Raw genomic sequence first — 23,592 nt, 5'->3', positions numbered from 1 at the left:
TAGACGAAAAAGGCCGCCTCGTGGATCGAGGCGGCCTTTTTTGTGCGTGTAATGATAGGCTTAGGCCAGCATAACCATCGGGTTTTCCAGATTGTCGACGATGGCTTGCAGCAGCTGAGCGCCAAGCGCGCCGTCGATGACCCGGTGATCGACTGACATGGTGACGGACATGACGGTCGCGACCGTCAGTTCCCCGTCATCTCCGACGACGGGTTTCTTGAGCCCGGTGCCGACTGCGAGAATGCCTGCGTGTGGCGGGTTCACGATGGCGTCGAAGTTGTCGATGCCGAACATGCCGAGGTTCGAGACAGCGAAAGTGCCGCCCTGATACTCATGCGGGGCCAGCTTGCGTTCGCGGGCGCGACCGGCGAGGTCTTTCATCTCGGTCGAGAGCGCGGAAAGCGACTTGGTGTCGGCGTCCTGTAGAACCGGCGTGAACAACCCGCCTTCAATAGCGACCGCAACAGCAACGTCCGAGGGTTTCAGTTGCAGAACACGATCGCCCGCCCAGACGGCATTGCACTCGGGCACCTGTTGCAGCGCGTTGGCGACGGCCTTGATGATGAAGTCGTTGACGCTGAGCTTCACACCCCGGCCTTCGAGTTGCTTGTTCAACTGGCTGCGGAATTTCAGCAGCGCATCCAGCTTGATATCCCGGCGCAGGTAGAAATGCGGGATGGTCTGTTTCGCCTCGGACAGACGTGCGGCGATGGTCTTGCGCATGCCGTCGAGTTGAATTTCTTCGTATTCGCGTCCCTCGTACATCCGAGCGACCATGTCTGCCGACGGGCCGGGCGGAGCAGCGGCAGGTGCTGGTGCAGCGGCGGCAGCCGCCGGGGCGGGCGCAGGCGCGGATGCTGTTGCGCCTTCGACATCTGCCTTGACGATGCGGCCATGTGGACCCGAACCGGCAATCTGCGTGAGGTCGAGGCCCTTTTGCGCGGCAATCCGACGGGCCAGTGGCGAGGCAAAGATGCGTCCACCGTCGGCCTTGGCAGGCGCAGCCGGGGCTGGGGCAGGCGCCTCGGGTGCCGCTGGCGCGGCAGCCTCGTTGCCTGCGGCGGCTGGTGCAGCCGCGGGAGCTGCGGCAGGCGCGGCCGCGATATCATCGGCGCTTTCGCCATCTTCCAGCAGAACCGCGATGGCAGTGTTGACCTTGACCCCTTCGGTGCCTTCGGCAATCAGAATCTTGCCGACGACGCCTTCATCAACGGCCTCAAACTCCATGGTGGCTTTGTCGGTTTCGATCTCGGCCAGCAGATCACCGGAGGAGACGGTGTCGCCTTCTTTGACGAGCCATTTAGCAAGCGTGCCTTCCTCCATCGTCGGGGACAGGGCGGGCATCAGGATTTCGGTGGGCATCTCAGCGCTCCTCAATCAAAGTAATTTGGTCAAAAGGCGCCCTTGGGCGCCCGGTGCCGCGTGCGAGCGTCGCAATCGCAGCCTCGATTTTATCTTTGTTCTCAGCGATCCAGACATAAGCTGTCTGGTGAGAGGGGCGCGCGCCGATCAACCGCATATCCGCCGCCAACCGCTCGGGCACAAGCGCCCGCACGGTCCGGTCGTCGAGATCAATCTCGACCCGGTAGCATTCGGTTGCTGGATCGCGGCCCCTGATCTCCATTACCGGTAGGTCACCTGCTTGACTGCCGCGATCACCTCTTCCGTGGTGATCAGCGCCAGCTTTTCGAGGTTCGCGGCGTAGGGCATCGGAACATCCTTGCCGGTGCAGTTGATGACCGGCGCGTCGAGATAGTCGAACGCCTCCTGCATTACGACCGAACTGATATAGCTGCCGACCGAGCCTTGCGGCCAGCCTTCTTCGACGGTCACCAGACGGTTGGTTTTCATCACCGAGTTGATGATCGCACCGGTGTCCATCGGGCGGATGGTGCGCAGGTCGATGACCTCGGCGCTGATGCCCTCTTCGGCCAGCTTGTCGGCGGCCTCCAGAGCATACTGCATGCCGATGCCGAAGCTGACGATGGTCACGTCCGAACCTTCGCGCCAGATGCGGGCTTTGCCCAGCGGGATGGTCAGGTCATCCACTTGCGGTACGTCGAAGGACCGCCCGTAGAGGATTTCGTTTTCCAGGAAGACCACCGGGTTGGGGTCGCGGATCGCCGATTTCAGCAGACCTTTGGCGTCGGCTGCCGAGTAGGGCATGACGACTTTCAGACCGGGGATCTGCATATACCACGCGGCGTAGTCCTGGCTGTGCTGCGCGGCCACGCGGGCGGCGGCACCGTTGGGGCCACGGAACACGATGGGGCAGCCCATCTGACCGCCGGACATATAGAGCGTCTTGGCGGCAGAGTTGATGATCTGGTCAATCGCCTGCATGGCGAAGTTGAAGGTCATGAACTCGACGATCGGTTTCAGGCCACCAAAGGCTGAACCCACGGCGATACCGGCAAAGCCATGCTCGGTGATCGGGGTGTCGATCACGCGTTTGGCGCCGAATTCGTCCAGCAGACCTTGGCTGATTTTGTACGCACCCTGATATTCGGCGACTTCTTCACCCATCAGGTAGACGTCTCCGTCGCCGCGCATTTCCTCGGCCATCGCATCGCGGAGCGCTTCGCGGACGGTTTCGGACTTCATCTCGGCATCGGCGGGCCAATCCGGCGACAGGTCAACGACCGGAGCGGCTGGGGCGGCGGAAGGAGCGGGGGCCTCAACCGCCGCAGGGGCGGCCTCGGTCGCCGCTGCGGCTGCAGGCGCAGCCGCGGGCAGGGCGGAGGCGTCTTCGCCTTCTTCAACCAGGATCGCGATGGGGGTGTTGACCTTGACCCCTTCGGTGCCTTCGTCGATCAGGATCTTGCCGACGATTCCTTCATCGACGGCTTCGAACTCCATCGTCGCCTTGTCGGTTTCGATCTCGGCCATGATGTCGCCCGAGGATACGGTGTCGCCTTCCTTGACCAGCCATTTGGCCAGCGTGCCCTCTTCCATTGTGGGCGAAAGGGCGGGCATAAGAATTTCGGTTGCCATGTCTTATTCGTCCTCTCAGGCGTAGATATCTGTCCAGAGCTCGTCCAGCGCGGGCTCGGGGCTTTCTTTTGAGAATTCGGCGGCCTGGTTGACGACCTCTTTGATCTCTTTATCGATCGCTTTCAGGTCATCTTCGGTCGCGTGTTTGCCGGTCAGCAGCAGCTCGCGCACATGTTCAATCGGATCGCTTTGTTCGCGAACCTTCTGAACCTCTTCGCGGGTGCGATACTTGGCCGGGTCGGACATGGAATGGCCGCGATAGCGGTAGGTTTTAACCTCAAGAATGTATGGGCCTTTACCCGCGCGGCAGTGTGCGACGGCCTTTTCGCCAGCGGCTTTGACCGCCAGCACGTCCATACCGTTGACGATCTCGCCGGGGATGCCGAACGCCTCGCCCCGCACGTATATGTCCGGCGAGGAGGTCGAACGCGCCTGCGCCGTGCCCATCGCATATTGGTTGTTCTCGATCACGAAGACGACCGGCAGATCCCAGAGGGCGGCCATGTTGAACGTCTCATAGACCTGACCCTGGTTGGCTGCGCCGTCCCCGAAATAGGTGAAGGTGACGCCACCGTTTTCCTTGTACTTGTCGGCGAAGGCCAGACCCGCACCGAGTGGCACCTGCGCGCCGACGATGCCGTGACCGCCGTAGAAATGCTTCTCTTTCGAGAACATATGCATCGAGCCGCCCTTGCCCTTGGACAGGCCGCCTTCACGCCCGGTAAGCTCGGCCATCACGCCACCGGGTTCCATGCCGCAAGCCAGCATATGGCCGTGATCGCGATAGGAAGTAATCCGCTTGTCACCGTCTTGGGCTGCAGCCTCGAGGCCGACAACGACAGCTTCTTGACCGATGTAAAGGTGGCAGAACCCACCGATCAGACCCATGCCGTAAAGCTGGCCGGCTTTTTCTTCGAATCGGCGGATCAGCAGCATCTCGCGGTAGTAGGTCTTGAGCTCTTCCGCAGAAACATTTGGTTTCTTTGTGGTTTTTCGCGCAGCCATCGTGGCGATCTCCCCCTCTCGGACAGATAGTTTAGTGTTAAACTATCTCATAAAGCATTTCGTCCCATCTGGCGAGTGCTAATGTGACGCGGGGGCAGGGCGCGACGATGCAGCACCTAAAAATCTTCGGAGAAGATTTTTACAACGGAGAATTTATTGCGAAAAATCTGATGCTTAAGGGCGATCAGCGGATGACAATCTCGTCCGCGCGGATCATGCCAAGGACCGAACGTGCCTGTTGGTCCAGCAGATCAAGGTCCAGATAGGTGTCAGACAGACGGCGGGTCAGGTTCTCCATCTGCGCGATCTCATTGTTGAGCCGATCCAGGTCGCGGGAAAGTGCGTCGCGTTCCGCTGCGATTTCCACCCGACGAAACAAACCGTAATCCCCCTGCACGGCTGCAAAGGTGAAATACACACCCAGCATGAAGGCAACCGAGAAGAAGATGAATGCCCCAAGACCGGGCCGATGGGAACGGGTCACTGTGTTAACCGCCGTATAACAAACTGCCTCAGAAACGTACCCTTAGCGGGTATCTCTAGGCACTATGTCACAGGTGATTCGGCTTGTGAATCCCCTGTGACAAAAAAGCTGAGGTTTGGCGATTATTGGTCCAACGCCGCAACGCCCGGCAGGGTCTTGCCTTCCATCCATTCCAGGAAAGCCCCGCCAGCGGTGGAGATGTATGAGAAATCAGCCGCCGCGCCCGAGGCATTCAGGGCGGCGACCGTGTCACCCCCGCCCGCGACCGAGGTCAGTTTGCCTTCGCGCGTCAATGCGGCGGCTTTCAGCGCCGCAGCGTTGGTGGCGGCGTCGAACGGGGTCAGCTCGAACGCACCAAGGGGGCCGTTCCAGATCAGGGTCTGGCTTTTCTCCAGCACCTCAGACACTGCCGCTACGCTTTCGGGACCGGCATCCAGGATCATCGCATCCGCGGGGCATTGGTCCGCAGGCAGCACCTGATGCGAGGCGTTGGCTTCGAAAACTTCAGCAACCACGAGGTCGCGCGGCAAGACAATGGTGCAGCCTGCAGATTCGGCTTTGCTCAGGATGTCTGCGGCGGTATCGGTCAACGCGTGTTCGGCCAGCGACTTACCGATGTCGATCCCCTGGGCCAGCAGGAAGGTATTCGCCATACCTCCGCCAATGACCAGGTAATCGACCTTCTCGATCAGGTTGCCCAGCAGGTCCAGCTTGGTCGACACTTTCGCGCCGCCGACAACCGCCGTGACGGGCCGTTTGGGTGCGCCCAGGGCGGCCTCAAGCGCGCTCAGTTCCTGTTGCATCAGGCGACCGGCACAGGCGGGCAGCAGACGCGCCAGTGCCTCGGTCGAACTGTGGGCCCGGTGCGCGGCTGAAAAAGCGTCGTTGCAGTAGATGTCGCCCAACTTGGCCATGCCTTGGGCAAGAGGGACGCTGTTCTTGGTTTCTTCGGCGTGGAAGCGGGTGTTTTCTAGTAACAGAACCTGACCTTCGGCTAGGGCGGCAGCAGCGGTTTCCGCCTCATAGCCGACGCAATCACTGGCAAAGTGGACGGGGACCCCGAAAGCGGTTTCAAGTGCGGGTACAAGCTGCTTCAATGACAGCTCGGGTACATGCCGACCGCCGGGGCGCCCGAAATGGGCCAGCAGGATGGGTTTACCGCCTGCGGCGAGGATATCGCGCACGGTTGGCACGATCCGTTGAATGCGGGTGTCGTCGGTCACCACGCCATCCGCGACAGGCACGTTGATATCCACCCGTACCAGAACCCGTTTGCCGTTCAGATCCATATCGTCCAGAGATTTCCAGCCCATCACGCCTATCCTTGCCCATTGCATCCAGTTTCAGGCGGTTCTTTTCCTGCATTTTGCCTTCAGGTCAATGCGTCACTTGGCATTCACGCGTCCGCGTCATAGGTATTTGCGCAAGTTTCAAAGACAGGAGGGCCAAATGGCCGAGATCAAAGACCCCGAAAACACGATCATCATCGAGTTGAAAGACGGCAATGTCGTCATCGAGCTGTTGCCGGACGTGGCCCCTCAGCATTCGGCCCGTATGAAAGAACTGGCCCGTGGCGGTGAGTATGACAACGTCGCCTTCCACCGCGTGATCGACGGGTTCATGGCGCAAACCGGCGACGTGCAGCATGGTGACATGGAAGACGGGTTCAACATTCGTATGGCGGGCACCGGTGGCTCTTCGCTGCCGAACGTTCCGGCAGAGTTCTCGAAACTGCCTCATGATCGCGGCACGTTGGGCGCGGCGCGGTCGCAGAATCCGGATTCGGCCAACTCGCAGTTCTTCATCAATTTCAAGGACAATCACTTCCTGAACGGTCAATATACGGTCTATGGCCGCGTGATCGACGGGATGGAGCATGTGGATGCCATCGTCCGGGGCGAGCCGCCAGCAAGCCCTGACCGTATGATCAGCGTCAAGGTGGCCGCAGATGCATAAGCTGGCTGCTGCTTTTGCCCTGCTGGCCAGCCCCGCGCTGGCCACGGGTTTGGAGATCGAGATTGAGGGCGAGGAGGCCAATGGCACCGTTACCGTCGATCTATTCGAAGACCTTGCGCCCAAACATGTGGAACAAATCACCGCCCTTGCCGCTGCAGGTCAGTATGATGGGGTGGTCTTTCACCGCGTGATCGATGGCTTCATGGCGCAGACTGGTGATGTTGAGTTTGGCCGTATCGGTGGTGATATGCGCCGCGCAGGCACCGGGGGCTCAGACCGCCCCGATCTGCCTGCCGAGTTCTCGGATTTCAACTATGACCGGGGCGTTGTGGGCATGGCGCGGGCGCAAGACCCCGACAGCGCCAATTCACAATTCTTCATCATGTTCGAACCCGGCCCGTTCCTGAACGGCCAGTATACGGTTGTGGGACAGGTCACCGGCGGTATGGACGTGGTTGATGCGATCAAGCGCGGAGACGGCCCGAACGGCGCCGTAATCGGCCAGCCGGACGCGATGAAAAAAGTCACCGTTACGGAATAACGGATAAGCCCGGCGTTGGCTGCAGCGCCGGGCTTCGCTCTATTGATCGATAAAGTCCCGGATTGCCTTGGTATATCCGGCTGCGTCCTGAAACGACGCGAAATGGCTCACATCCTCAAGAATGAGAAGATCGGCACCGGGGATCGCCTCGGCAATGGCCTTTGAATGCTCGGTCAGGATCGCTTCGTCATGGGCGCTTTGCACCACCAGAGTGGGAACGGTGACCGAGGCCAACCCCTCAAGACCGCCAGGTTTTTCCGTGGCCCACATGGCCGCAACCCCACCGAGGAACTCTTCGAACTTGTCCGGTGTGGGGGACATCTGGGCATAGTCCTCGGCCATCATTCCGACATAGGTTCCAAAGACCTCATTGGTTTCAACCGAAGGATCGATGCCATCCAGTGAAACATTGCCCGCATGGGCAAAGTGGCTGGCCAGACGATCCGGATCGGTTGACGAGATCATGTAACCGATATTGGCCCCGTCCGACCAACCGACCAGATGAACCTTGTCGACATTCAGATGATTCAGGAGGGCCAGATAGTCCTGCGCCAGAAGGTCATAAGCATAGGTGCTGCCATCATTGGTCGACCGCCCATGGCCCCGCGTGTCCGCGACGATGACCGGGTGATCCTGAGCAAGGTCCGCCACCTGCGCCGCCCAGATATCGCCGTGCGCCAGACCGCCATGGATCATCAGGATCGGGGTGCCGCCGCTGTCGCCATAGGTGGCGTAATACATATCGATGCCGTTGACCGCAGCTGTGCCCGAGGTCGCGGCCTCGGGCATGGCCGGGGCCTCTGGAATAGTCATCCATTGCTCAGAGGCCCAGCTGGCCGAGGCCAGACAGCCCAGAAACACTGTTGTAGTGAGTGTGTTCATTGCGTCCTCCCAAATCATGGGCGCGGCGGTTGCCGCCGCCCTGCTGCGCGATGGTATCGCGATTTTCAGGGCGACGGGTAGATTTTATCTGTGCGCCAGATCAGTCGTCGGTGGTCATCGCTTTCCAGATCAGCGCGCCAATCGCGCCTCCGATCAGCGGGGCCACCCAGAACAGCCAAAGCTGCGCCAGAGCCGGACCATCCGCAAACAGCGCGACACCTGTCGAGCGCGCGGGGTTTACGGATGTGTTGGTCACCGGGATCGAGATCAGGTGGATCAGAGTCAGCCCCAATCCAATTGCTATCGGTGCAAACCCTGCAGGTGCGCCGCTTGAGGTCGCGCCCAGAATGATCACGATGAAGAACGCAGTCATCACGATTTCGATGATCAGCGCGGACATCATGGAATAGCCTTCGGGCGATGCCTCGCCATAGCCATTCGATGCGAACCCTCCGACGCCTTCAAACCCGGGCGCGCCGCTGACGATCAGGTAAAGAACAGCCGCAGCTGCGATCGCGCCGATCACCTGGGCAATCCAGTAGGGGATCAGATCCTTGGCGTCGAACCGTCCACCGATCATCAGCCCAAGGCTGACCGCAGGATTGAAATGCCCGCCCGAAATATGCCCGACCGCATAGGCCATGGTCAGCACGGTCAGACCAAAGGCAAAGGAAACGCCCAGCCAGCCGATGCCTACGTCGGCAACGCCCGCAGCCAGAACCGCGCTGCCGCAACCGCCTAGCACAAGCCAGAATGTGCCAAAGAATTCAGCCATGAGTTTTGATGACATGAAAAGTCCTCCAGAAAACAATGGCTTTAAAGTTAATTCAAAAAACGCTTTTTGTGAAACTAACGTCTGCGGGGAATTTTTAAGGCTCTTCTTCAGCGCCTGAAAACTATCCGGTGCGTCCGTAGAATGTTTGGCGTGCGCTTTCGGACAAGGAAATGCCCGGTTCGGTGTTATAGGCAAGCACGGCAAGGATACGGGTTTGTTCGCCCTCGTTTGGAGCCACCCGGTGGATCGAGTTCCGACCACGGAAGAATACCAATGTTCCAGCCTCGGCGTCGAGCTGATTGACCTGAGTACGGCCATCGAGGATGTCGCCAACCGCGTCAAAGCTCATCTCACCAGCATCTGCATCGCGCACATCGCGGACATACTCAAAGGAACCGCCATGTTCTGGCGGCTGAACCATCAGCGTGATCGCGAAAGAGGAATTGTCGAAATGCCAGCCCAGCTCTTGCCCTTGTTCGGCAAAGTGGAGATTGATTGACGACAATGGATCGGCGTACTCAAACAGAGCGTCTTCTTCCAGCACGTCGCACAGAAAGGCGCGGAATACATCGGAATCGTATAGCGCACGAAGGGCAGAAGCCTCGGCAATCTGATCATCGGTCAAGCAACCCTTTGACGAGGTCACCAACCGGTTGCGCGGGTGCTCAGGGTTATAGGCGGGGTCCTGCGGGCTGAGGTAGACCGTGTGCTTCTCGGTCTTGGCATATACCTTATCTTTGTTTGCCAGACCCTCTGCCCGAATGGAGGATATCGCGCTTTCAGTTACGAAACCCGGCATCTCCAGCACACCGTCGCGCTGATAGCTCTGCCTGAGCGTGGCGCGAAAGTCCGGGTACTCGATCGGGTAGGTGGTGAGATCAACAATATCGGCCAGTTCCATCGGACCTCCATGCCGTTGAGTGCGTCATTCTCAATTGGTGTAGAACTTTCTCAGCACCCAAGAAACAAAAAACGCCGCGAACAGGATCGCGGCGTTTCTGTTGGATAGAAGTGTTTGTCTTACTGTTTGACTTCCGCTGCCGGATTGGCACCCGATTTGCCACTACGGCCTGGGTTCAGGGGGTCGTCCTGACGCTGGACTGAACCCTCGAAATGGGCGCCGCTTTCGATAGCGATGGTCTTGTGAATGATGTCGCCTTCGACGCGTGCGGTCGAGGTCAGGCGGACCTTAAGGCCACGTACGCGACCCACGATGCGGCCATTTACAACAACGTCGTCAGCGGTGACTTCGCCTTTGATGGTAGCAGTCTCGCCGATCGTCAGTAGGTGGGCGCGGATGTCGCCCTCGACTGTGCCCTCAACCTGGATATCACCCGAGGTCTTCAGGTTACCGGTGATGTGCAGATCCGAGGACAGAACCGATGCGGGCGGCTTTGGCTTGGGCGGGGTGCTGGCCTTGGTTTCAGCCGGTGCAGGGGCCGCGGGGGTGGCAGGTGCGGCCGGTTTTGCTGCCTCAGTCTCTTTCGATCCGGGTTCGTTGATTTTGCTCTTAGAAAACATTTCTCGCAGCCTTGATATAGGTCATAGGGTTCACGGGTTTACCATTCACGCGTACTTCGTAGTGCAGATGCGTTCCGGTGGACCGTCCGGTGCTACCCATATCAGCAATATGATCCCCACGCGAGACCCTTTGGCCGACCTTTACGCGTAACTTGGTGTTATGAGCGTAAAGTGTCTCAATCCCGAACGCGTGCTTGATCTTAACCAGCCGTCCGAAGCCCGATTGCCAGCCTGCATGAGTGACAACACCATCAGCGGTCGCGAAGATATCGGTGCCTGAGGGGCCGGCAAAGTCCGCGCCATTATGCATGCGACGGCCACCGGTCTTGGGGTCGCGACGGGTTCCATAGCCGCTGGTAAAACGGACGGCGGCGCGCACAGGGCTGGCGAAGGGGGCCTTTTCGGCAGCGATGCGATAGAGGTTCAGCTGGTCCATCTGTTCCAGCAGGATATTGGCGCGGATCTGGTCGGGGGTCAGTTCCTCACCGCGTGTGCTAAGGGATAAAGGGGTCAGCGGACCGCCCATACCGCTATATCCGCGCCGAACTTCGTCGAGGATACGATCTGTTGGCATGCCCGCGTTGCGGAACATCTTGTCCAGAGGCTCAACCGAGATCAGCATCGCTTCTTCCAACTGGCGGAAAATCTCGTCACTGCGTTCCTGCATCAGACGAATTTCCAGCTCAAGCTCGTCGCGTTCGTCCAACGCGCCTTGGGCATCCGCGGCGATCTGGTCGCGTTGCGCTGCAGTCCGGGCCAGTGCGTCAGTCATGAATTCCATCTGTGCCGGGTTGGCAGATGCCATCATGTAAGCTGCGTCGCCATCTGTGCTGTTTTGCAGTTCCGCCAGCTCGGTCCGTGCGTCTTCGCGCTGTTTCATGGTCGCGCGCAAGGTGGTCTGGATGACTTCGATGCCCGTTTCCAGCTCGCGGCGGCGGTTCTCGGAATCCAGCAATTCGGATTGCATGACCGAAATCTGTTCCAGCGCGGCGTTGAACCTGTCATGAGCGGCCAAGGCTTCGGTCGCGCGCGCGTCGCGTTCCGCAGACAGGATGTTCAGCCGCTCCTGATAGGTGGCTTGATCGCGTTTTGCCTGTTCTCTGAAATTGCCCGATCCGATGCTGTCCATCAGCAGGATCGACGTTGCGATGGCCGTCCATGCGACCATCACCGATACACCGGCGACGGCGGCGATCTGGGTTTCAGAACTCAGCCGGATGAATCGTGTATCATTGTCGGATTTCAGGAATACGCGGCGCTCAGGAAAGTGCCGCTCGAGCAGTGAGTGTAGTTTAATTGCCAGACGTGTGCGCACGCGTCCTACCTCAATAGTCCCCATATCTCGGAGCCGGTCGTGAGTGAGTAGCCGCTCCTTGACGCGATTGCATAAAGGGGACGGGCCAATCGGGCAAGTTTGTTAACCAATCAAGTGCTATGAACGGAGTTTTACCGCGTGTGATCGGCGAGAACTTGCCGATAACGCGCACCTACTGTCAGTCTGATACAGCCCCGGGTGGTGGCAGGTCTTCAGTAAGCGGCCAATAGAAATCGGGCGGCAGCCCAGCCTCGGCGCGTTTTTCTTCGTTGAAAGGTGGTTTCAGCACGCCGTGAAAATAGCGGCGGACGAGGGCATGGAACACATCCTTGGGGTCGGTATTCTCGCGCCCGCAGAGAAAGTGAAACCATTTCGAACCATAGGCGACGTGCCCGACCTCTTCCGCATAGATCACTTCCAGCGCGGCGACGGCATCGTCGGCCTTTGCCTTGCGGAAGATGTCGATCATCCCGGGCGTCACGTCGAGCCCGCGCGCCTCAAGCACCATGGGAACGACGGCCAGTCGACCCATCAAGTCCTCGGCCGTGTCCTCAGCGGCCCGCCACATTCCGGCATGGGCGGGCAGGGCGCCATAATGGCTTCCCATTTGTTCCAGGCAGTCGCAGACCATCTCGAAATGGCGCGACTCTTCTTCGGCGCATTTCACCCAATCGTCGTAGAACCCGATAGGCATTGGCACATGCCCGAACCGGGCGATGATGTCCCAGTGCAGATCAACGGCGTTCAATTCGATATGGGCCACGGCGTGCAACAGCGCGATGCGGCCCGCTTCTGACCCCGGCCTGCGGCGGGGTACATCGCGGGGCGATAACAGCTCGGGTTTATCGGGACGCGCAGGGTAAAGCGGAGGCTCGGCAGTGCCCACTGCGATCTCGGGTGCTTCGCCTTTCCGGGCGGCAAACCAATCGGCGGCATAGCGTTTGGACAGGGCTGTTTTCTCGCGCCCGACCGATGTGGTCAGAACCTCGGTCGCCATTTCGGTCAGTGTTTTTGACACGCTTGCCCCCCTGTGCTGCATTCCGCGCGGGTCATACCCTTGATGCCCACGCGGGTCGAGGGGGTCAGAGTGCGCGCGCCGCCTCGAGCACTTCGTCCACGTGCCCGGGCACTTTTACTTTGCGCCAGACGCGGGCGATCTTGCCCTCAGCATCGATCAGAAAGGTCGAGCGTTCGATGCCCATGGATTTACGCCCATACATGTTCTTTTCGACCCAGACGCCATAGTCCTCGCACACGGTCCGGCCGTCATCGGATAGCAGCGGCGTGGTCAGGCCGTGCTTGGCGACAAATTTGTCATGCTTGGCCACGGTATCGCGCGAAATGCCGAAAACGTTAGCACCCGCGTCCGCAAAGGCCTGCAGTTGTTCCGAGAAACCGATGGATTCCTTGGTGCAGCCCGGCGTATCATCACGGGGATAGAAAAACAGAACGACTGCGCGGCCGCGCTGTTCCGACAGGGACACCTCGCCGCCACCGTCGCGGGGCAGAGTAAAGTCGGGTGCGATGTCTGAGACTTCGGGCATATTCAAACTCCGGCTGAGAAATTAACGGTTGCCATTTATCATAGGGCTCCGTTGGCAGGTTGAAAGGCGTGGAACGCAAATTGGTCCAGCAAGAACAGCAGGATGACACGGAAGCGGAGAAAAAACCGCGCCGAAGGTCACGCCGGCGCACGGCTGGGCTGTGGACATTGCGGGGCGTCTTTGTCCTTGGGTTTCTGGCGCTGTTCACCGGCTTTATGGTTGTTGGCCAGCGCATGCACGCGCCCGACTGGTTGCGCGATCGGGTTGAGGCGCGCCTTGATCAGGCGTTGGGTGGTGTGCAGATACGATTTGGCGACGTCAGCTTTATCATCCATGAAGGCTGGCGCCCGCGTTTGCGGCTGACAGACGTTCGTATCAGTGACGCCGCCGGTCAGCAGATTGCAGAGGTCTCGGACCTGCGGGCCAGCCTATCGATGCGCCCACTGCTGCGCGGACATGTGCGGCCCAAGCGGATCATCCTGCAAGGCGCTCAGATTGCGTTGACCCGGGGTGTTGATGGTGCGCTTTCACTGACCGTCGGGGCAGATAGCGCACCGGTCGGGCAGGCCCGAAATCTGGCGCAGTTGATCGAGACCTCGGATGAGGTATTCCAGTCGCCAGCTCTGTCGGCCCTAACCTCGGTCGAGTTGGATGCGATTACGCTGGACTATCAAGACCTTCGGCTTGGGCGATCCTGGGTGCTGGATGGAGGGCGCATTCAAGCTAATCGCAGCGCCGGCGAGGTGCGGCTGGCCACCAGTTTCTCGGTTCTCGCGGGGCGTGATTATGTCAGCATGATCGAGGCGAACTATACCAGTTTGCTCGGCAGCCCTGCCGCACAATTCGGCGTTTCGATCACTGATCTTCCGGCAGAAGATATTGCGGGTCACAGCCCGGCCTTGGCTTGGATGCAGATTCTGCGCACCCCGATCTCGGGTGCCTTGCGTGGCAGCGTGGATGCAGAGGGCGCATTGGGCCCAGTCTTTGCAACGCTCAATCTTGGTGCGGGCGCAGTGCAGCCTACGCCCGAGACGACGCCGATCAAATTTGAATCGGCGCGCACTTATTTTACCTACGATCCGGCGCAAGAGGTGCTTGATTTCAACGAGGTATCGATCCGTTCCGCCTGGGGTACGGTGCAGGCCGATGGCAAAGCCTTCCTCCAAGGTGTCAATGCGGGCGGTCTGGACAGTATGTCGGGGCAATTTCGCCTGAGCGGGATTGAGATCAACCCGGCCAATCTGTTCCCCGAAGCGTTGAACCTAACGCGGGCTGATGTGGACTTCCAGATGAAGCTGGCCCCCTTCCGGATGCAATTGGGTCAGATGACGATCGAGGACGGTGCCCACCGCGCGCGGCTCAGCGGGTCTCTGGCCGGATTGTCCGAAGGGTGGGTGGCTGCGATTGATGCCCAGATCGACCAGATGAGCTCGGACCAGCTGTTGAATTACTGGCCGGAACGGCTGGCCCCGAAGCCGCGACTGTGGGTCACTGAAAATCTGAACTACGGAGAGATGTCGGATCTGGATTTCGCCTTGCGTTTGCGGCCTGACGAAAAGCCCGACATCTACGTGGATTTCGAATTCGACAAGGCCGAAATTCGGTTCGCTAAGACCTTGCCGCCTATTCAGGATGCACAAGGACAGGCTAGTCTGCTCAACCGGCGCTTCACTGTTTCGGCACAAAAAGGGATCGTGATCGCGGATGAGGGCGGAGTGGTTGATGCCTCGGGCACGTCATTCATCATTCCCGACACCGGCATCAAAAAAACCACTCCCGGAATCGCGCGGATTGAGGCCAGCGGCAACGTGACCGCGGCTATGTCGTTGCTGGATCGGCCGCCGCTGCAATTGCTAACCAAGGCGAACCTGCCCGTCGATCTGGCCGATGGTCAGGTCAGTCTGACCGGGACGCTTTCATTGCCTCTGATCAAAGGCCTGAAGCTGGAGGACACAAAGTTTCACTATACGGGCGAGTTATCGAATTTGGAGAGCAGCAGGCTGGTCCCCGGATTTGAAGTCAGCGCCGACCGCCTGGATCTGATCGGGGATCAGACGCAGGTGGCGATTCAGGGCGATGGTCTGTTTGGTGTTGTCCCGGTCGAGGCCGAGTGGCGTCAGCCGATTGGCGGAGAAACTCCGCAGCAAAGCGAATTGACCGGACAGATCGAGCTTTCCCCGCGTCTGATGGAGCAGATCAACGCCGGGCTGCCGCGCGGGATGCTAACCGGAGAAGGGTTAGCCGATTTCAGCCTGAGCCTAGGTGCAGGTGAGCCGCCGCGCTTGTCAGCGGATTCCGATCTGGTCGGTGTCGCGCTGGCAATCCCGGAACTTGGATGGCGAAAATCGGCCAGTACCAGCGGCACTTTGACCGCCGAGGCGACTTTGGGCGCGGAACTCAGCGTTGATTCACTGCGAATTGATGCGGCGGGATTGCGGACAAGTGCGGCGATCTCTTTCCGGGACGGCGGGTTTGACAGAGTGCGTTTCAGCTCGTTCGAGTTGGGAAATTGGTTGGCAGTTCCGGCGGAACTGATTGGACGCGGTTCTGCACTGCCAGATATCCGCGTTCTGGGCGGCGTGCTCGATCTTGGGAAATCCACAATTGGCGAAGGGAGTAACAGTGGCGGCGCTGCGGGGCCCGGGCCAAGGCTGGACGTGGCGCTCGACCGGTTGCAGGTCACTGAAACCGTTGCGCTGACCGGACTTAAAGGATCGTTTCAAACGACTGGCGGGCTGACCGGCGACTTTAGCGCTCAGATAAACGGCGGTGCTTCGATCAGAGGGCAGGTCACGCCGCGCGCATCGCGATCTGCGGTTGGACTGACCTCTGAGGACGCAGGAGCAGTTCTGCGCTCGGCCGGGGTTCTGACACAGGCGCGCGGTGGAACGATGCAATTGCAACTCGATCCGATCGCTGAGCCCGGAAATTATGATGTTGATCTAAAGATCAAGAACACGCGGATCACCGACGCCCCGGCCATGGCGGCGATTTTGAACGCGATCAGCTTGGTGGGTTTGCTGGATGAAATGGCGGGGCAGGGTATCTTCTTTTCCGCAATCGACAGCAAGATGCGCATCACGCCGACCGAGGTTAAGGTGTTGAGCGGCAGTGCCGTAGGGCCGTCGATGGGGATTTCCTTTGATGGCACTATCGATACGGTGGTTGGTATGTTGAATCTGCGCGGCGCGATTTCACCGATCTACTTGGTCAATGCGATTGGCAGTGTGCTGTCTAAAAAGGGCGAAGGTATATTTGCCTTCAATTATACTCTGACTGGCCCGCTGAGCGACCCAAAGGTTTCCGTCAATCCGCTTTCGGGCCTTGCACCTCTATTCCTTCGCAATCTCCTACGCGAACCTGCCCCAACTGTTTCGGATGGTCCCAATGCCACGCCGGACCGACCAGACGAGGAGCACCCAGCACTCCAGACCCGAGGTGAGGATCGCTGATCTGAATGGTGGCCGAATCTATCGTGCCGATGTATGGCGCGGCCATGAAACTCAGCGATTTTGACTTCCATCTGCCGGATCACTTGATTGCCACGCGTCCTGCCAGCCCGCGCTCCTCAGCACGGCTGCTGCTTGCGCAAGGCGAGGCCATTCAGGATCGGCACGTGTTCGACCTGCTGGACATATTGCAGCCCGGTGATCGATTGGTGCTGAATGACACCCGCGTCATCCCCGCGAGGCTGAGCGGTCGGCGACACCGGGACAGCGCGCAGGGGCCGGTTTCGGCTGCGATCGAGGCAACATTGCTGGACCCGCAATCTGATGGATGCTGGGCGGCGCTGATCAAGCCTCTGAAAAAGGTCAAGCCAGGAGAAGAGATCGTATTCTCGAATGATCTGAGCGCAACCTTGGAGAAAGTAGCCGATGGCCAGGCCTATTTGCGCTTCAACCTGACCGGAGAGGATTTCGATCAAGCATTGGAGCAAGCAGGCGCGATGCCTCTGCCCCCCTATATCGCGGCAAAACGTGCGGCGGACGAACAGGACAAAACCGACTACCAGACCGTTTGGGCGCGAAACTCTGGTGCTGTTGCGGCCCCAACGGCGTCGTTGCATTTCGACGACGACTTGTTGGAGGCACTGTCGGCGCGCGGCGTCGATTTCACCCATGTCACGCTGCATGTAGGCGCAGGAACCTTTCTGCCGGTTAAGGTCGAAGACGTGACCACCCACAAGATGCATGCTGAATGGGGACGGGTCAGCGCGCGGGCTGCAGCCGAGATCGCGGCAACCAAAGAAGCAGGCGGACGGGTTATTCCCGTGGGAACGACTGCTTTGCGCTTGATCGAAAGTGCGGCGCGTGGTGGACAGATCGAGCCTTGGGAAGGCGAGACAGATATCTTCATTTACCCCGGATTCCGATTCAACGTGACCGATGCGCTGATGACGAATTTTCACCTGCCAAAATCCACCCTGCTGATGCTGGTTTCGGCGCTGATGGGGCAAGATCGGGTCAAGTCAATATATGACCATGCCGTTGCGGGCGAGTATCGCTTTTTCTCGTATGGAGATGCGTCTTTGCTGATCCCATCGTCGTAACTTGGCCATCCACGTCTTCATGATGTCGTAGACAGGCGCGATGTTATTGGGGAAAGATTGCAAAGCGGACAAAACACATCAGCAATTTTGGATAGGCAGAATGCTTCAGGTACTTTCCAGCGCTTGGGCGCTTCTTCTTGGAATGGGGTTGCTGATGGTTGGCAACGGCCTGCAGGGCACGTTGCTGGGTGTGCGCGGAGAGATTGAAGGGTTCTCAACCCTCGAGATGTCCTTTGTGATGTCTGCCTATTTCCTTGGATTTCTGGGCGGCTCGCGTCTGGCACCTGAAATGATCCGCCGTGTGGGCCATGTGCGCGTGTTTGCGGCGCTCGCTTCGTTCATCTCGGCCGTCATGATCATGTATCCCATGCTGACCAATCCAATTGCTTGGTCGCTGGGCCGTGTGATCATCGGATTTTGTTTCTCGGGTGTGTATGTGACCGCCGAAAGCTGGTTGAACAACGCTGCAAACAACGAGAACCGGGGGCAGGCACTGTCACTCTATATGATCGTGCAGATGTTGGGCGTCGTCAGCGCGCAGGCCCTGCTGTTGGTGGGCGATCCAGCCGGGTACGAAACCTTTGTCATCGCATCAATCCTGGTTTCGGTTTCTTTTGCGCCGATTCTGCTGTCGATCTCTCCGACGCCCGCATTTGACACCACCAAACCGATGACCCTGCGCAAGCTGATGGATACCTCTCCTCTGGGCTGTGTTGGCATGTTCCTGTTGGGTGGCATATTCTCGGCTCAATTCGGGATGAGCGCGGTTTACGGCGCATCTGTCGGTCTGAGCCTTGTCGAGATCTCGACCTTCGTGGCCGTGTTCTACATCGGGGCTGTCCTGTTACAGTTCCCGATAGGTTGGATCTCGGACCGGATGGACCGGCGTTTGCTGATTTTGCTGACGGCAGCGGTTGGCGGTGCTGGCGCGCTGATTGGCATGATCTACGGTGTTACCTTTACCATGCTTCTGGTCGCGGCATTCATCATCGGTGGGATGACAAGCCCGCTCTATTCCCTGCTGATCGCCTATACCAACGACTATCTTGAGTATGACGATATGTCTGCGGCCTCGGGCGGGCTGATCTTTATCAACGGGCTTGGCGCAATTGCCGGCCCAATCATCACCGGTTGGCTGATGGGGGCAGGCGTGGTCGGTCCGTCTGGCTTCTTTCTGTTCATCGCCGCACTGATGTTTACGATGGCGGCATATGCCGCCTATCGCATGACCCAGCGCGTCTACAAACCCGTTGATGAGACCGGAACGATTGCGCCGATCTATCCGACATCGTCGCCCGTTGCCCTGGAAGTAGCGCAAGAGGTTGCCATCGAAGCCGCGCAGGATGAGCAGGATACGCAAGATCCCGCCTGAGCGCCGGAATTGTGACTTTTGTGTTGCAATATGTTACTGTCACAAATCTGTAAAAGTGATTTTAATGACGTTACGTCCTGGGGAGGACAATTACGGAGTCTAGGGCAATGGCAGGTCCTGAAGAAGTATTGAGTTTTTGGTTAGATGAGGTTGGCCCCGACGGGTGGTACCTACAGGATGACGCGCTGGATGCGCGGATCCGGGAAAAATTCCTAAAGACATGGGAAGATGCGTGCGAGGGGAAATTCTCGCTCTGGCTGACATATCCCAGCGGATCGCTGGCATATATTATCCTTTTGGATCAGTTGCCTCGCAACATGTTCCGGGGCAGCAAACAAGCGTTTGCATCGGATAGGGCAGCGTTGGCAGCCGCGAAATGCGCGGTCGACAAAGGCTGGGATCTGAAAATCGATGAACCGGCGCGGCAGTTCTTTTACTTGCCGATGATGCATTCGGAAAATCTGTGTGATCAGGAGCGTTGTGTGCGCCTGATGCTCGAACGGATGCCGGAAGGTGGCGATAGCAACCTGCTGCATGCGCGTGCGCATCGCGAGGTGATCCGAAAGTTTGGTCGTTTCCCATATCGCAACGATGCTTTGGAACGCGCCACAACTGAACACGAAGCCGCATATGTCAGCAACGGCGGCTATGGTTCCACAGTGCGCGAATTGCAGGCCGCGACTTAGGTCGCGGGCTCGCATCCCTTGATGACCAAAATCCGGTCGGTGAAGCTGTCTGCGGATGTCGTGATCGCATAGTTGATCAGGTCTTCCGGTTCTTCGACAAGCTTCGCCAGCCGGGTCTGTGTGTCTTCGAGTTTACCTTCCAAATTATTAAGGCGTTGCAGGGCGGCATTCACCTGTTGTCGCATTGTCGCGTCTAGCAATGATCCCGCGCTTAGGGAGGCAAGATCGCTGCGCAGCGCGGTCAGTTCTCCGCGAATTCCTTGCGCCTCTTCGCGTAACGGCGCCACGACTTGCAGGTTTTCAGCAAACCCGGTTCGGATCTGATCTACGGATTGCGCCAGCTTCCAGCCTAGAAAGAGGCATATCGCCAGCAATATCAATGTCGCATTCAAAAGAGCAAGAAGCAGGTCTTTGAGCGTTTTAGCCATGAGACGCCTTTCGGAAATCGGAAATTCAAAATCAGATGGTCCTGAAACCCCGGTTCTAGCCTTTGTTCAAGAGTGGGTATAGGCTGAAATCAGCTTGATACATGTGATTTGACCCTGCGTCATATATGTCGCGGGTTGCCATGTTGATGCGCTGAGAAAAATAGTTTAACGGTAAACTAGTTTTTAAACCGACCTGCGCCGAGAGGGAAACATGGCTGCACAATCCTATGATCTGATCGTAATCGGGGCTGGCCCCGGTGGCTATGTTGCTGCAATTCGCGCGGCGCAGTTAGGCCTGAAAACCGTGGTTGTAGAACGCGAACATCTGGGTGGCATCTGTCTGAACTGGGGCTGCATTCCGACAAAAGCGCTGCTGCGATCATCAGAAGTGTTCCATCTGATGGAGCGCGCGAAGGACTTTGGTCTGAAGGCGGATAAGGTTGGATATGATCTGGACGCTGTCGTTAAACGCTCACGCGGTGTTGCGGCGCAGCTTTCGGGCGGCATCGGTCACTTGCTGAAAAAGAACAAAGTGGCCGTTGTGATGGGTGAGGCATCGATCCCGGCCAAAGGCAAGGTTAGCGTCAAGACCGACAAGGGCACAGAAGAGCTGACAGCGAAGAATATCGTGCTGGCCACAGGTGCCCGCGCGCGCGAATTGCCGGGGTTAGAGGCCGACGGTGATCTGGTCTGGACCTACAAGCACGCGTTGCAGCCGCCTCGGATGCCAAAGAAACTGCTGGTCATCGGCTCGGGCGCAATCGGCATCGAATTCGCCAGCTTCTACAATACCTTAGGCGCGGACACGACCGTTGTCGAAGTTATGGATCGCGTTTTACCGGTCGAAGACGCCGAGATCAGCGCCTTTGCCAAGAAGGCCTTTACCAAGCAGGGCATGACCATCATGGAAAAGGCGATGGTCAAACAGCTGGATCGCGCCAAAGGCAAGGTCACCGCGCATATCGAGGTAAAGGGCAAGGTCGAGAAGCACGATTTTGACACCGTGATTTCGGCCGTAGGTATCGTCGGCAATGTCGAAAACCTTGGACTTGAGGCTCTGGGCGTCAAAATCGACCGCACCCATGTTGTGACCGATGAGTTCTGCCGTACTGGCGTCGATGGGCTTTATGCCATCGGAGACATCGCCGGCGCGCCTTGGCTGGCACATAAAGCCAGCCATGAAGGAGTCATGGTGGCCGAGCTGATCGCGGGCAAGCATGCACATCCGGTCAAACCCGAAAGCATCGCGGGATGTACCTACTGCCAGCCACAGGTCGCCTCAGTCGGCTACAGCGAAGCCAAGGCCAAAGAGCTCGGCTATGACATCAAAGTCGGACGCTTCCCGTTCATTGGCAACGGCAAAGCCATCGCACTGGGTGAACCCGAGGGCCTGATCAAGACTGTGTTCGATGCCAAGACCGGAGAGTTGCTGGGCGCGCACATGATCGGCGCCGAAGTGACCGAGTTGATCCAGGGTTATGTGGTTGGCCGCCAGTTGGAAACCACGGAAGAAGACCTGATGAACACCGTCTTCCCGCACCCAACGCTGTCAGAAATGATGCATGAAAGTGTGCTGGATGCCTATGGGCGCGTGATTCACATGTAAGGGAAGGGGGCTCTGCCCCCGCCGCAGCAAGCCGCGACTCCCCCGGGATATTTATAGCCAGATGAAGCAGGGGATCCGCACTTCATCTGGCCGAAAATATCCCGGAGCGCGAGGCAGAGCCTCGCAAAATTCCAGGTCTATTTCTTGGTTAAAGATTCCAGTATACGCGCCCATGAGCGGATGCCTTTGTGGAAGCTTTTGACGTCATATTTCTCATTCGGTGAGTGGATCGCATCGTCATCATTGGCATAGCCGACCAGCATCGAATCCAGACCCAGAACCGTGTTGAAGTATCCAACGACAGGAATCGAGCCACCCATGCCGGTAAAGACGGCTTCGCGATCCCATTCGTCAGACAATGCGCCGCGTGCGGCTTCGAATTCAGGGCGGTCAAGATTCATGACCGACGCAGGAGATCCTTCTAGGTCATTATCCCAGACAACTTTGGCATCCGTCGACAAGCGGTCTTCGACATGTTTGCGAATTTTATCGCGTAGCGCGTCCGGGTCCATGTCTCCGACAAGACGGCAGGTGATTTTGCAATGCGCCTCGGACGGGATCACGGTTTTGGAGCCAGCACCATTGTATCCACCCCAAAGGCCGTTTACTTCTAGCGTCGGGCGTGCCCATTGTTGTTCCAGCGTCGAATACCCCTTTTCGCCATGAGGTTCGGAATAACCAACCGAGTTCAGGTATTCTGCTTCGTCAAAGCCGCAGTTCTGCCATTGGCGCAACTGATCCGCAGGGACTTCGTGCACACCTTCGTAGAATCCTTCGACAGCGACGCGACCGGTTTCTTCATCGTAGAAAGACGCGACAAGACGCGACAATTCGCGCAGCGGGTTCAGGCCGGGCCCGCCATAGTGACCCGAGTGCAGATCGATGCGGGGGCCGATAATGGTGAACTCATCTTTCAGCATCCCGCGCAACTGCGAAGCGATCGACGGCACGCCGCGCGAGACCATCGAGGTATCACAGACCAGCGCCAGATCGGCCTGAAGTTCGGCTTTGTTTGCCTCCAGGAACGGCACGAGCGAGGGCGAGCCCGATTCTTCCTCACCCTCGAAGAAGAAGGTGATGCGACAGGGCAGGGAGCCGTGGACTGCTTTCCAAGCACGGCAGGCCTCAACAAAGGTCATCAACTGGCCCTTGTCGTCGGATGACCCACGTCCCCGGATCACTTGTCCGTGTGCTGTGTCCTCCAGGGCCGGGTCAAACGGGTCGCGGTTCCACAGCTCCAGCGGATCAACCGGTTGCACGTCGTAGTGTCCGTAGAACAGCACATGCGGGCCATCGCTGTCTTCACCGACATGGCCAACGACCATGGGATGGCCGGGCGTCTCGCGCTTCTCGGCCGCAATACCGATGCTTTGAAGATCGGCGACCAACCAGTCGGCCGCCTTGTCCACATGTTCTTTGTAGGCGGGATCAGTTGAGATTGACGGAATGCGCAGAAACTCCATCAGGCGGTCAATCGAGGTGGTCAGATCGGTGTCGATCCGGCTGAGTACGGCATCAAGCGACATGGGGCTCTCCTACTAGGTCTGGATTTTGCGCAGAGCCTAGCAGCGTTGGTAGGGCCGTCCAGCCCGATTTGACCAACCGATCTGATGAATCTACCTGCGTCGTTTCCTCGCGTTTATTGGCCGTAACTTTGCTTGTCGGTCTGGGCGTTAGACGTTATTTGATGCAAATCAAAGTTGGGTTCAGCGGTTCGGCTGTAGGCAGGTCGGACAGATGAACGCGGCGTCATTCTTGCGGCAAGCCAGCAAGGTGGCGAAAATAGCCGCCCGGAGCTATAGTAACCGGGCATCCAAGGAGGGTCCGTTGGACTATACTGCTCAGCTCGATACAGCGATTGCCAGGCTGCATGACGAAGGCCGTTACCGGACCTTTATCGACATTGAACGTCGCAACGGGCATTTCCCGCATGC

Annotated in this window: 22 protein-coding genes; 7 read left to right on the top strand and 15 right to left on the bottom strand. The window is 58.5% G+C overall.

Annotated features, from left to right (window positions below; all coding sequences use genetic code 11):
* Nucleotides 1-60 precede the first annotated feature (60 nt).
* The 6 genes from ACR0B3_RS09410 to ACR0B3_RS09385 all read right to left on the bottom strand — a co-directional run bounded on the left by ACR0B3_RS09410 (nt 61) and on the right by ACR0B3_RS09385 (nt 5,796).
* Nucleotides 61-1,362 (bottom strand): pyruvate dehydrogenase complex dihydrolipoamide acetyltransferase, encoded by a 1,302-nt coding sequence (locus tag ACR0B3_RS09410; RefSeq protein ID WP_480808837.1) that lies wholly within the window; start codon nt 1,360-1,362, stop codon nt 61-63.
* Nucleotide 1,363: 1 nt separating this feature from the next.
* Nucleotides 1,364-1,624, bottom strand: coding sequence for a hypothetical protein (locus ACR0B3_RS09405; RefSeq protein WP_480808836.1), 261 nt, complete (start codon nt 1,622-1,624; stop codon nt 1,364-1,366).
* Nucleotides 1,624-2,994 carry a pyruvate dehydrogenase complex E1 component subunit beta gene (locus ACR0B3_RS09400; RefSeq protein WP_480808835.1) on the bottom strand — a complete coding sequence of 457 codons (1,371 nt, stop codon included), beginning with the start codon at nt 2,992-2,994 and terminating at the stop codon, nt 1,624-1,626. Before ACR0B3_RS09400 ends, ACR0B3_RS09405 begins: the two co-directional genes overlap by 1 nt.
* A 15-nt stretch (nt 2,995-3,009) precedes the next feature.
* A complete protein-coding gene (gene pdhA, locus ACR0B3_RS09395) occupies nt 3,010-3,999 on the bottom strand; it encodes a pyruvate dehydrogenase (acetyl-transferring) E1 component subunit alpha (RefSeq protein ID WP_480808834.1) in 990 nt (329 codons plus the stop codon).
* 184 nt (nt 4,000-4,183) lie between these two features.
* The gene (locus ACR0B3_RS09390; protein ID WP_480808833.1) at nt 4,184-4,483 is read right to left on the bottom strand and encodes an FtsB family cell division protein; all 300 of its coding nucleotides are present in this window, start codon (nt 4,481-4,483) and stop codon (nt 4,184-4,186) included.
* Nucleotides 4,484-4,605: 122 nt separating this feature from the next.
* On the bottom strand, nt 4,606-5,796 hold the full coding sequence (locus ACR0B3_RS09385) for a phosphoglycerate kinase (protein ID WP_480808832.1): 1,191 nt from the start codon (nt 5,794-5,796) through the stop codon (nt 4,606-4,608).
* Between the two features lie 136 nt (nt 5,797-5,932).
* Between ACR0B3_RS09385 and ACR0B3_RS09380 the strand changes: the two genes are divergently transcribed.
* Nucleotides 5,933-6,439 carry a peptidylprolyl isomerase gene (locus ACR0B3_RS09380; RefSeq protein WP_170686140.1) on the top strand — a complete coding sequence of 169 codons (507 nt, stop codon included), beginning with the start codon at nt 5,933-5,935 and terminating at the stop codon, nt 6,437-6,439.
* Nucleotides 6,432-6,980, top strand: a complete 549-nt coding sequence (locus ACR0B3_RS09375; RefSeq protein WP_480808831.1) for a peptidylprolyl isomerase — start codon at nt 6,432-6,434, stop codon at nt 6,978-6,980. The genes ACR0B3_RS09380 and ACR0B3_RS09375 overlap by 8 nt, the downstream gene beginning before the upstream one ends.
* 39 nt (nt 6,981-7,019) lie before the next feature.
* On the opposite strand, the gene ACR0B3_RS09370 is transcribed toward ACR0B3_RS09375, so the two are convergent.
* From ACR0B3_RS09370 to ACR0B3_RS09340, 7 genes are all read right to left on the bottom strand, one after another.
* Nucleotides 7,020-7,862: an alpha/beta fold hydrolase gene (locus ACR0B3_RS09370; protein ID WP_480808830.1), complete on the bottom strand. Its 843-nt coding sequence runs from the start codon at nt 7,860-7,862 to the stop codon at nt 7,020-7,022.
* A 100-nt stretch (nt 7,863-7,962) separates the two neighbouring features.
* Entirely contained in the window at nt 7,963-8,652 is a 690-nt protein-coding gene (aqpZ, locus tag ACR0B3_RS09365; protein WP_170686137.1) for an aquaporin Z, read from the bottom strand.
* Between the two features lie 106 nt (nt 8,653-8,758).
* Nucleotides 8,759-9,538: a HalD/BesD family halogenase gene (locus ACR0B3_RS09360; protein ID WP_480808829.1), complete on the bottom strand. Its 780-nt coding sequence runs from the start codon at nt 9,536-9,538 to the stop codon at nt 8,759-8,761.
* Nucleotides 9,539-9,657: 119 nt separating this feature from the next.
* A complete protein-coding gene (locus ACR0B3_RS09355) occupies nt 9,658-10,158 on the bottom strand; it encodes a polymer-forming cytoskeletal protein (protein WP_170585092.1) in 501 nt (166 codons plus the stop codon).
* Complete coding sequence (locus tag ACR0B3_RS09350; RefSeq protein ID WP_480808828.1) at nt 10,148-11,473, bottom strand: DUF5930 domain-containing protein; 1,326 nt, start codon at nt 11,471-11,473, stop codon at nt 10,148-10,150. Before ACR0B3_RS09350 ends, ACR0B3_RS09355 begins: the two co-directional genes overlap by 11 nt.
* Nucleotides 11,474-11,651: 178 nt before the next feature.
* Entirely contained in the window at nt 11,652-12,512 is an 861-nt protein-coding gene (locus ACR0B3_RS09345; RefSeq protein ID WP_480808827.1) for a ferritin-like domain-containing protein, read from the bottom strand.
* A 43-nt stretch (nt 12,513-12,555) separates the two neighbouring features.
* Entirely contained in the window at nt 12,556-13,017 is a 462-nt protein-coding gene (locus tag ACR0B3_RS09340) for a peroxiredoxin (RefSeq protein ID WP_480808826.1), read from the bottom strand.
* 68 nt (nt 13,018-13,085) lie between these two features.
* Between ACR0B3_RS09340 and ACR0B3_RS09335 the strand changes: the two genes are divergently transcribed.
* The 4 genes from ACR0B3_RS09335 to ACR0B3_RS09320 all read left to right on the top strand — a co-directional run bounded on the left by ACR0B3_RS09335 (nt 13,086) and on the right by ACR0B3_RS09320 (nt 19,624).
* Nucleotides 13,086-16,469, top strand: a complete 3,384-nt coding sequence (locus ACR0B3_RS09335) for a YhdP family protein (RefSeq protein ID WP_480808825.1) — start codon at nt 13,086-13,088, stop codon at nt 16,467-16,469.
* Between the two features lie 44 nt (nt 16,470-16,513).
* Entirely contained in the window at nt 16,514-17,566 is a 1,053-nt protein-coding gene (gene queA, locus ACR0B3_RS09330) for a tRNA preQ1(34) S-adenosylmethionine ribosyltransferase-isomerase QueA (protein WP_480809121.1), read from the top strand.
* A gap of 100 nt (nt 17,567-17,666) precedes the next feature.
* Nucleotides 17,667-18,938, top strand: coding sequence for an MFS transporter (locus ACR0B3_RS09325; protein ID WP_170724187.1), 1,272 nt, complete (start codon nt 17,667-17,669; stop codon nt 18,936-18,938).
* 107 nt (nt 18,939-19,045) lie between these two features.
* Nucleotides 19,046-19,624, top strand: coding sequence for a DUF924 family protein (locus tag ACR0B3_RS09320; protein ID WP_170686129.1), 579 nt, complete (start codon nt 19,046-19,048; stop codon nt 19,622-19,624).
* On the opposite strand, the gene ACR0B3_RS09315 is transcribed toward ACR0B3_RS09320, so the two are convergent.
* Nucleotides 19,621-20,052, bottom strand: coding sequence for a hypothetical protein (locus ACR0B3_RS09315; protein ID WP_480808824.1), 432 nt, complete (start codon nt 20,050-20,052; stop codon nt 19,621-19,623). The genes ACR0B3_RS09320 and ACR0B3_RS09315 overlap by 4 nt on opposite strands.
* Nucleotides 20,053-20,263: 211 nt before the next feature.
* On the opposite strand from ACR0B3_RS09315, the gene lpdA reads away from it, so the two are divergent.
* Nucleotides 20,264-21,658: a dihydrolipoyl dehydrogenase gene (gene lpdA / locus ACR0B3_RS09310; RefSeq protein WP_480808823.1), complete on the top strand. Its 1,395-nt coding sequence runs from the start codon at nt 20,264-20,266 to the stop codon at nt 21,656-21,658.
* Between the two features lie 137 nt (nt 21,659-21,795).
* Here the strand turns inward: lpdA and ACR0B3_RS09305 are convergent, their stop codons facing one another.
* Complete coding sequence (locus ACR0B3_RS09305; protein ID WP_480808822.1) at nt 21,796-23,184, bottom strand: dipeptidase; 1,389 nt, start codon at nt 23,182-23,184, stop codon at nt 21,796-21,798.
* Nucleotides 23,185-23,592 lie beyond the last annotated feature (408 nt).

Source organism: Ruegeria sp. CE9, assembly GCF_056537425.1.
Note: the sequence above shows the minus strand (reverse complement) of the source record. Positions and strands in the feature narration are given on the sequence as shown.

Bases quoted from the DNA above. Each gene is read 5' to 3' on its own strand.
- queA (WP_480809121.1), top strand. From the start codon at position 16,514: ATGAAACTCAGCGATTTTGACTTCCATCTGCCGGATCACTTGATTGCC.
- aqpZ (WP_170686137.1), bottom strand. From the start codon at position 8,652: ATGTCATCAAAACTCATGGCTGAATTCTTTGGCACATTCTGGCTTGTG.
- ACR0B3_RS09405 (WP_480808836.1), bottom strand. From the start codon at position 1,624: ATGGAGATCAGGGGCCGCGATCCAGCAACCGAATGCTACCGGGTCGAG.
- ACR0B3_RS09370 (WP_480808830.1), bottom strand. From the start codon at position 7,862: ATGAACACACTCACTACAACAGTGTTTCTGGGCTGTCTGGCCTCGGCC.
- ACR0B3_RS09385 (WP_480808832.1), bottom strand. From the start codon at position 5,796: ATGGGCTGGAAATCTCTGGACGATATGGATCTGAACGGCAAACGGGTT.
- lpdA (WP_480808823.1), top strand. From the start codon at position 20,264: ATGGCTGCACAATCCTATGATCTGATCGTAATCGGGGCTGGCCCCGGT.
- ACR0B3_RS09325 (WP_170724187.1), top strand. From the start codon at position 17,667: ATGCTTCAGGTACTTTCCAGCGCTTGGGCGCTTCTTCTTGGAATGGGG.
- ACR0B3_RS09345 (WP_480808827.1), bottom strand. From the start codon at position 12,512: ATGCAGCACAGGGGGGCAAGCGTGTCAAAAACACTGACCGAAATGGCG.
- ACR0B3_RS09320 (WP_170686129.1), top strand. From the start codon at position 19,046: ATGGCAGGTCCTGAAGAAGTATTGAGTTTTTGGTTAGATGAGGTTGGC.
- ACR0B3_RS09375 (WP_480808831.1), top strand. From the start codon at position 6,432: ATGCATAAGCTGGCTGCTGCTTTTGCCCTGCTGGCCAGCCCCGCGCTG.
- ACR0B3_RS09400 (WP_480808835.1), bottom strand. From the start codon at position 2,994: ATGGCAACCGAAATTCTTATGCCCGCCCTTTCGCCCACAATGGAAGAG.
- ACR0B3_RS09315 (WP_480808824.1), bottom strand. From the start codon at position 20,052: ATGGCTAAAACGCTCAAAGACCTGCTTCTTGCTCTTTTGAATGCGACA.
- ACR0B3_RS09355 (WP_170585092.1), bottom strand. From the start codon at position 10,158: ATGTTTTCTAAGAGCAAAATCAACGAACCCGGATCGAAAGAGACTGAG.
- ACR0B3_RS09340 (WP_480808826.1), bottom strand. From the start codon at position 13,017: ATGCCCGAAGTCTCAGACATCGCACCCGACTTTACTCTGCCCCGCGAC.
- ACR0B3_RS09305 (WP_480808822.1), bottom strand. From the start codon at position 23,184: ATGTCGCTTGATGCCGTACTCAGCCGGATCGACACCGATCTGACCACC.
- ACR0B3_RS09410 (WP_480808837.1), bottom strand. From the start codon at position 1,362: ATGCCCACCGAAATCCTGATGCCCGCCCTGTCCCCGACGATGGAGGAA.
- ACR0B3_RS09360 (WP_480808829.1), bottom strand. From the start codon at position 9,538: ATGGAACTGGCCGATATTGTTGATCTCACCACCTACCCGATCGAGTAC.
- ACR0B3_RS09380 (WP_170686140.1), top strand. From the start codon at position 5,933: ATGGCCGAGATCAAAGACCCCGAAAACACGATCATCATCGAGTTGAAA.
- pdhA (WP_480808834.1), bottom strand. From the start codon at position 3,999: ATGGCTGCGCGAAAAACCACAAAGAAACCAAATGTTTCTGCGGAAGAG.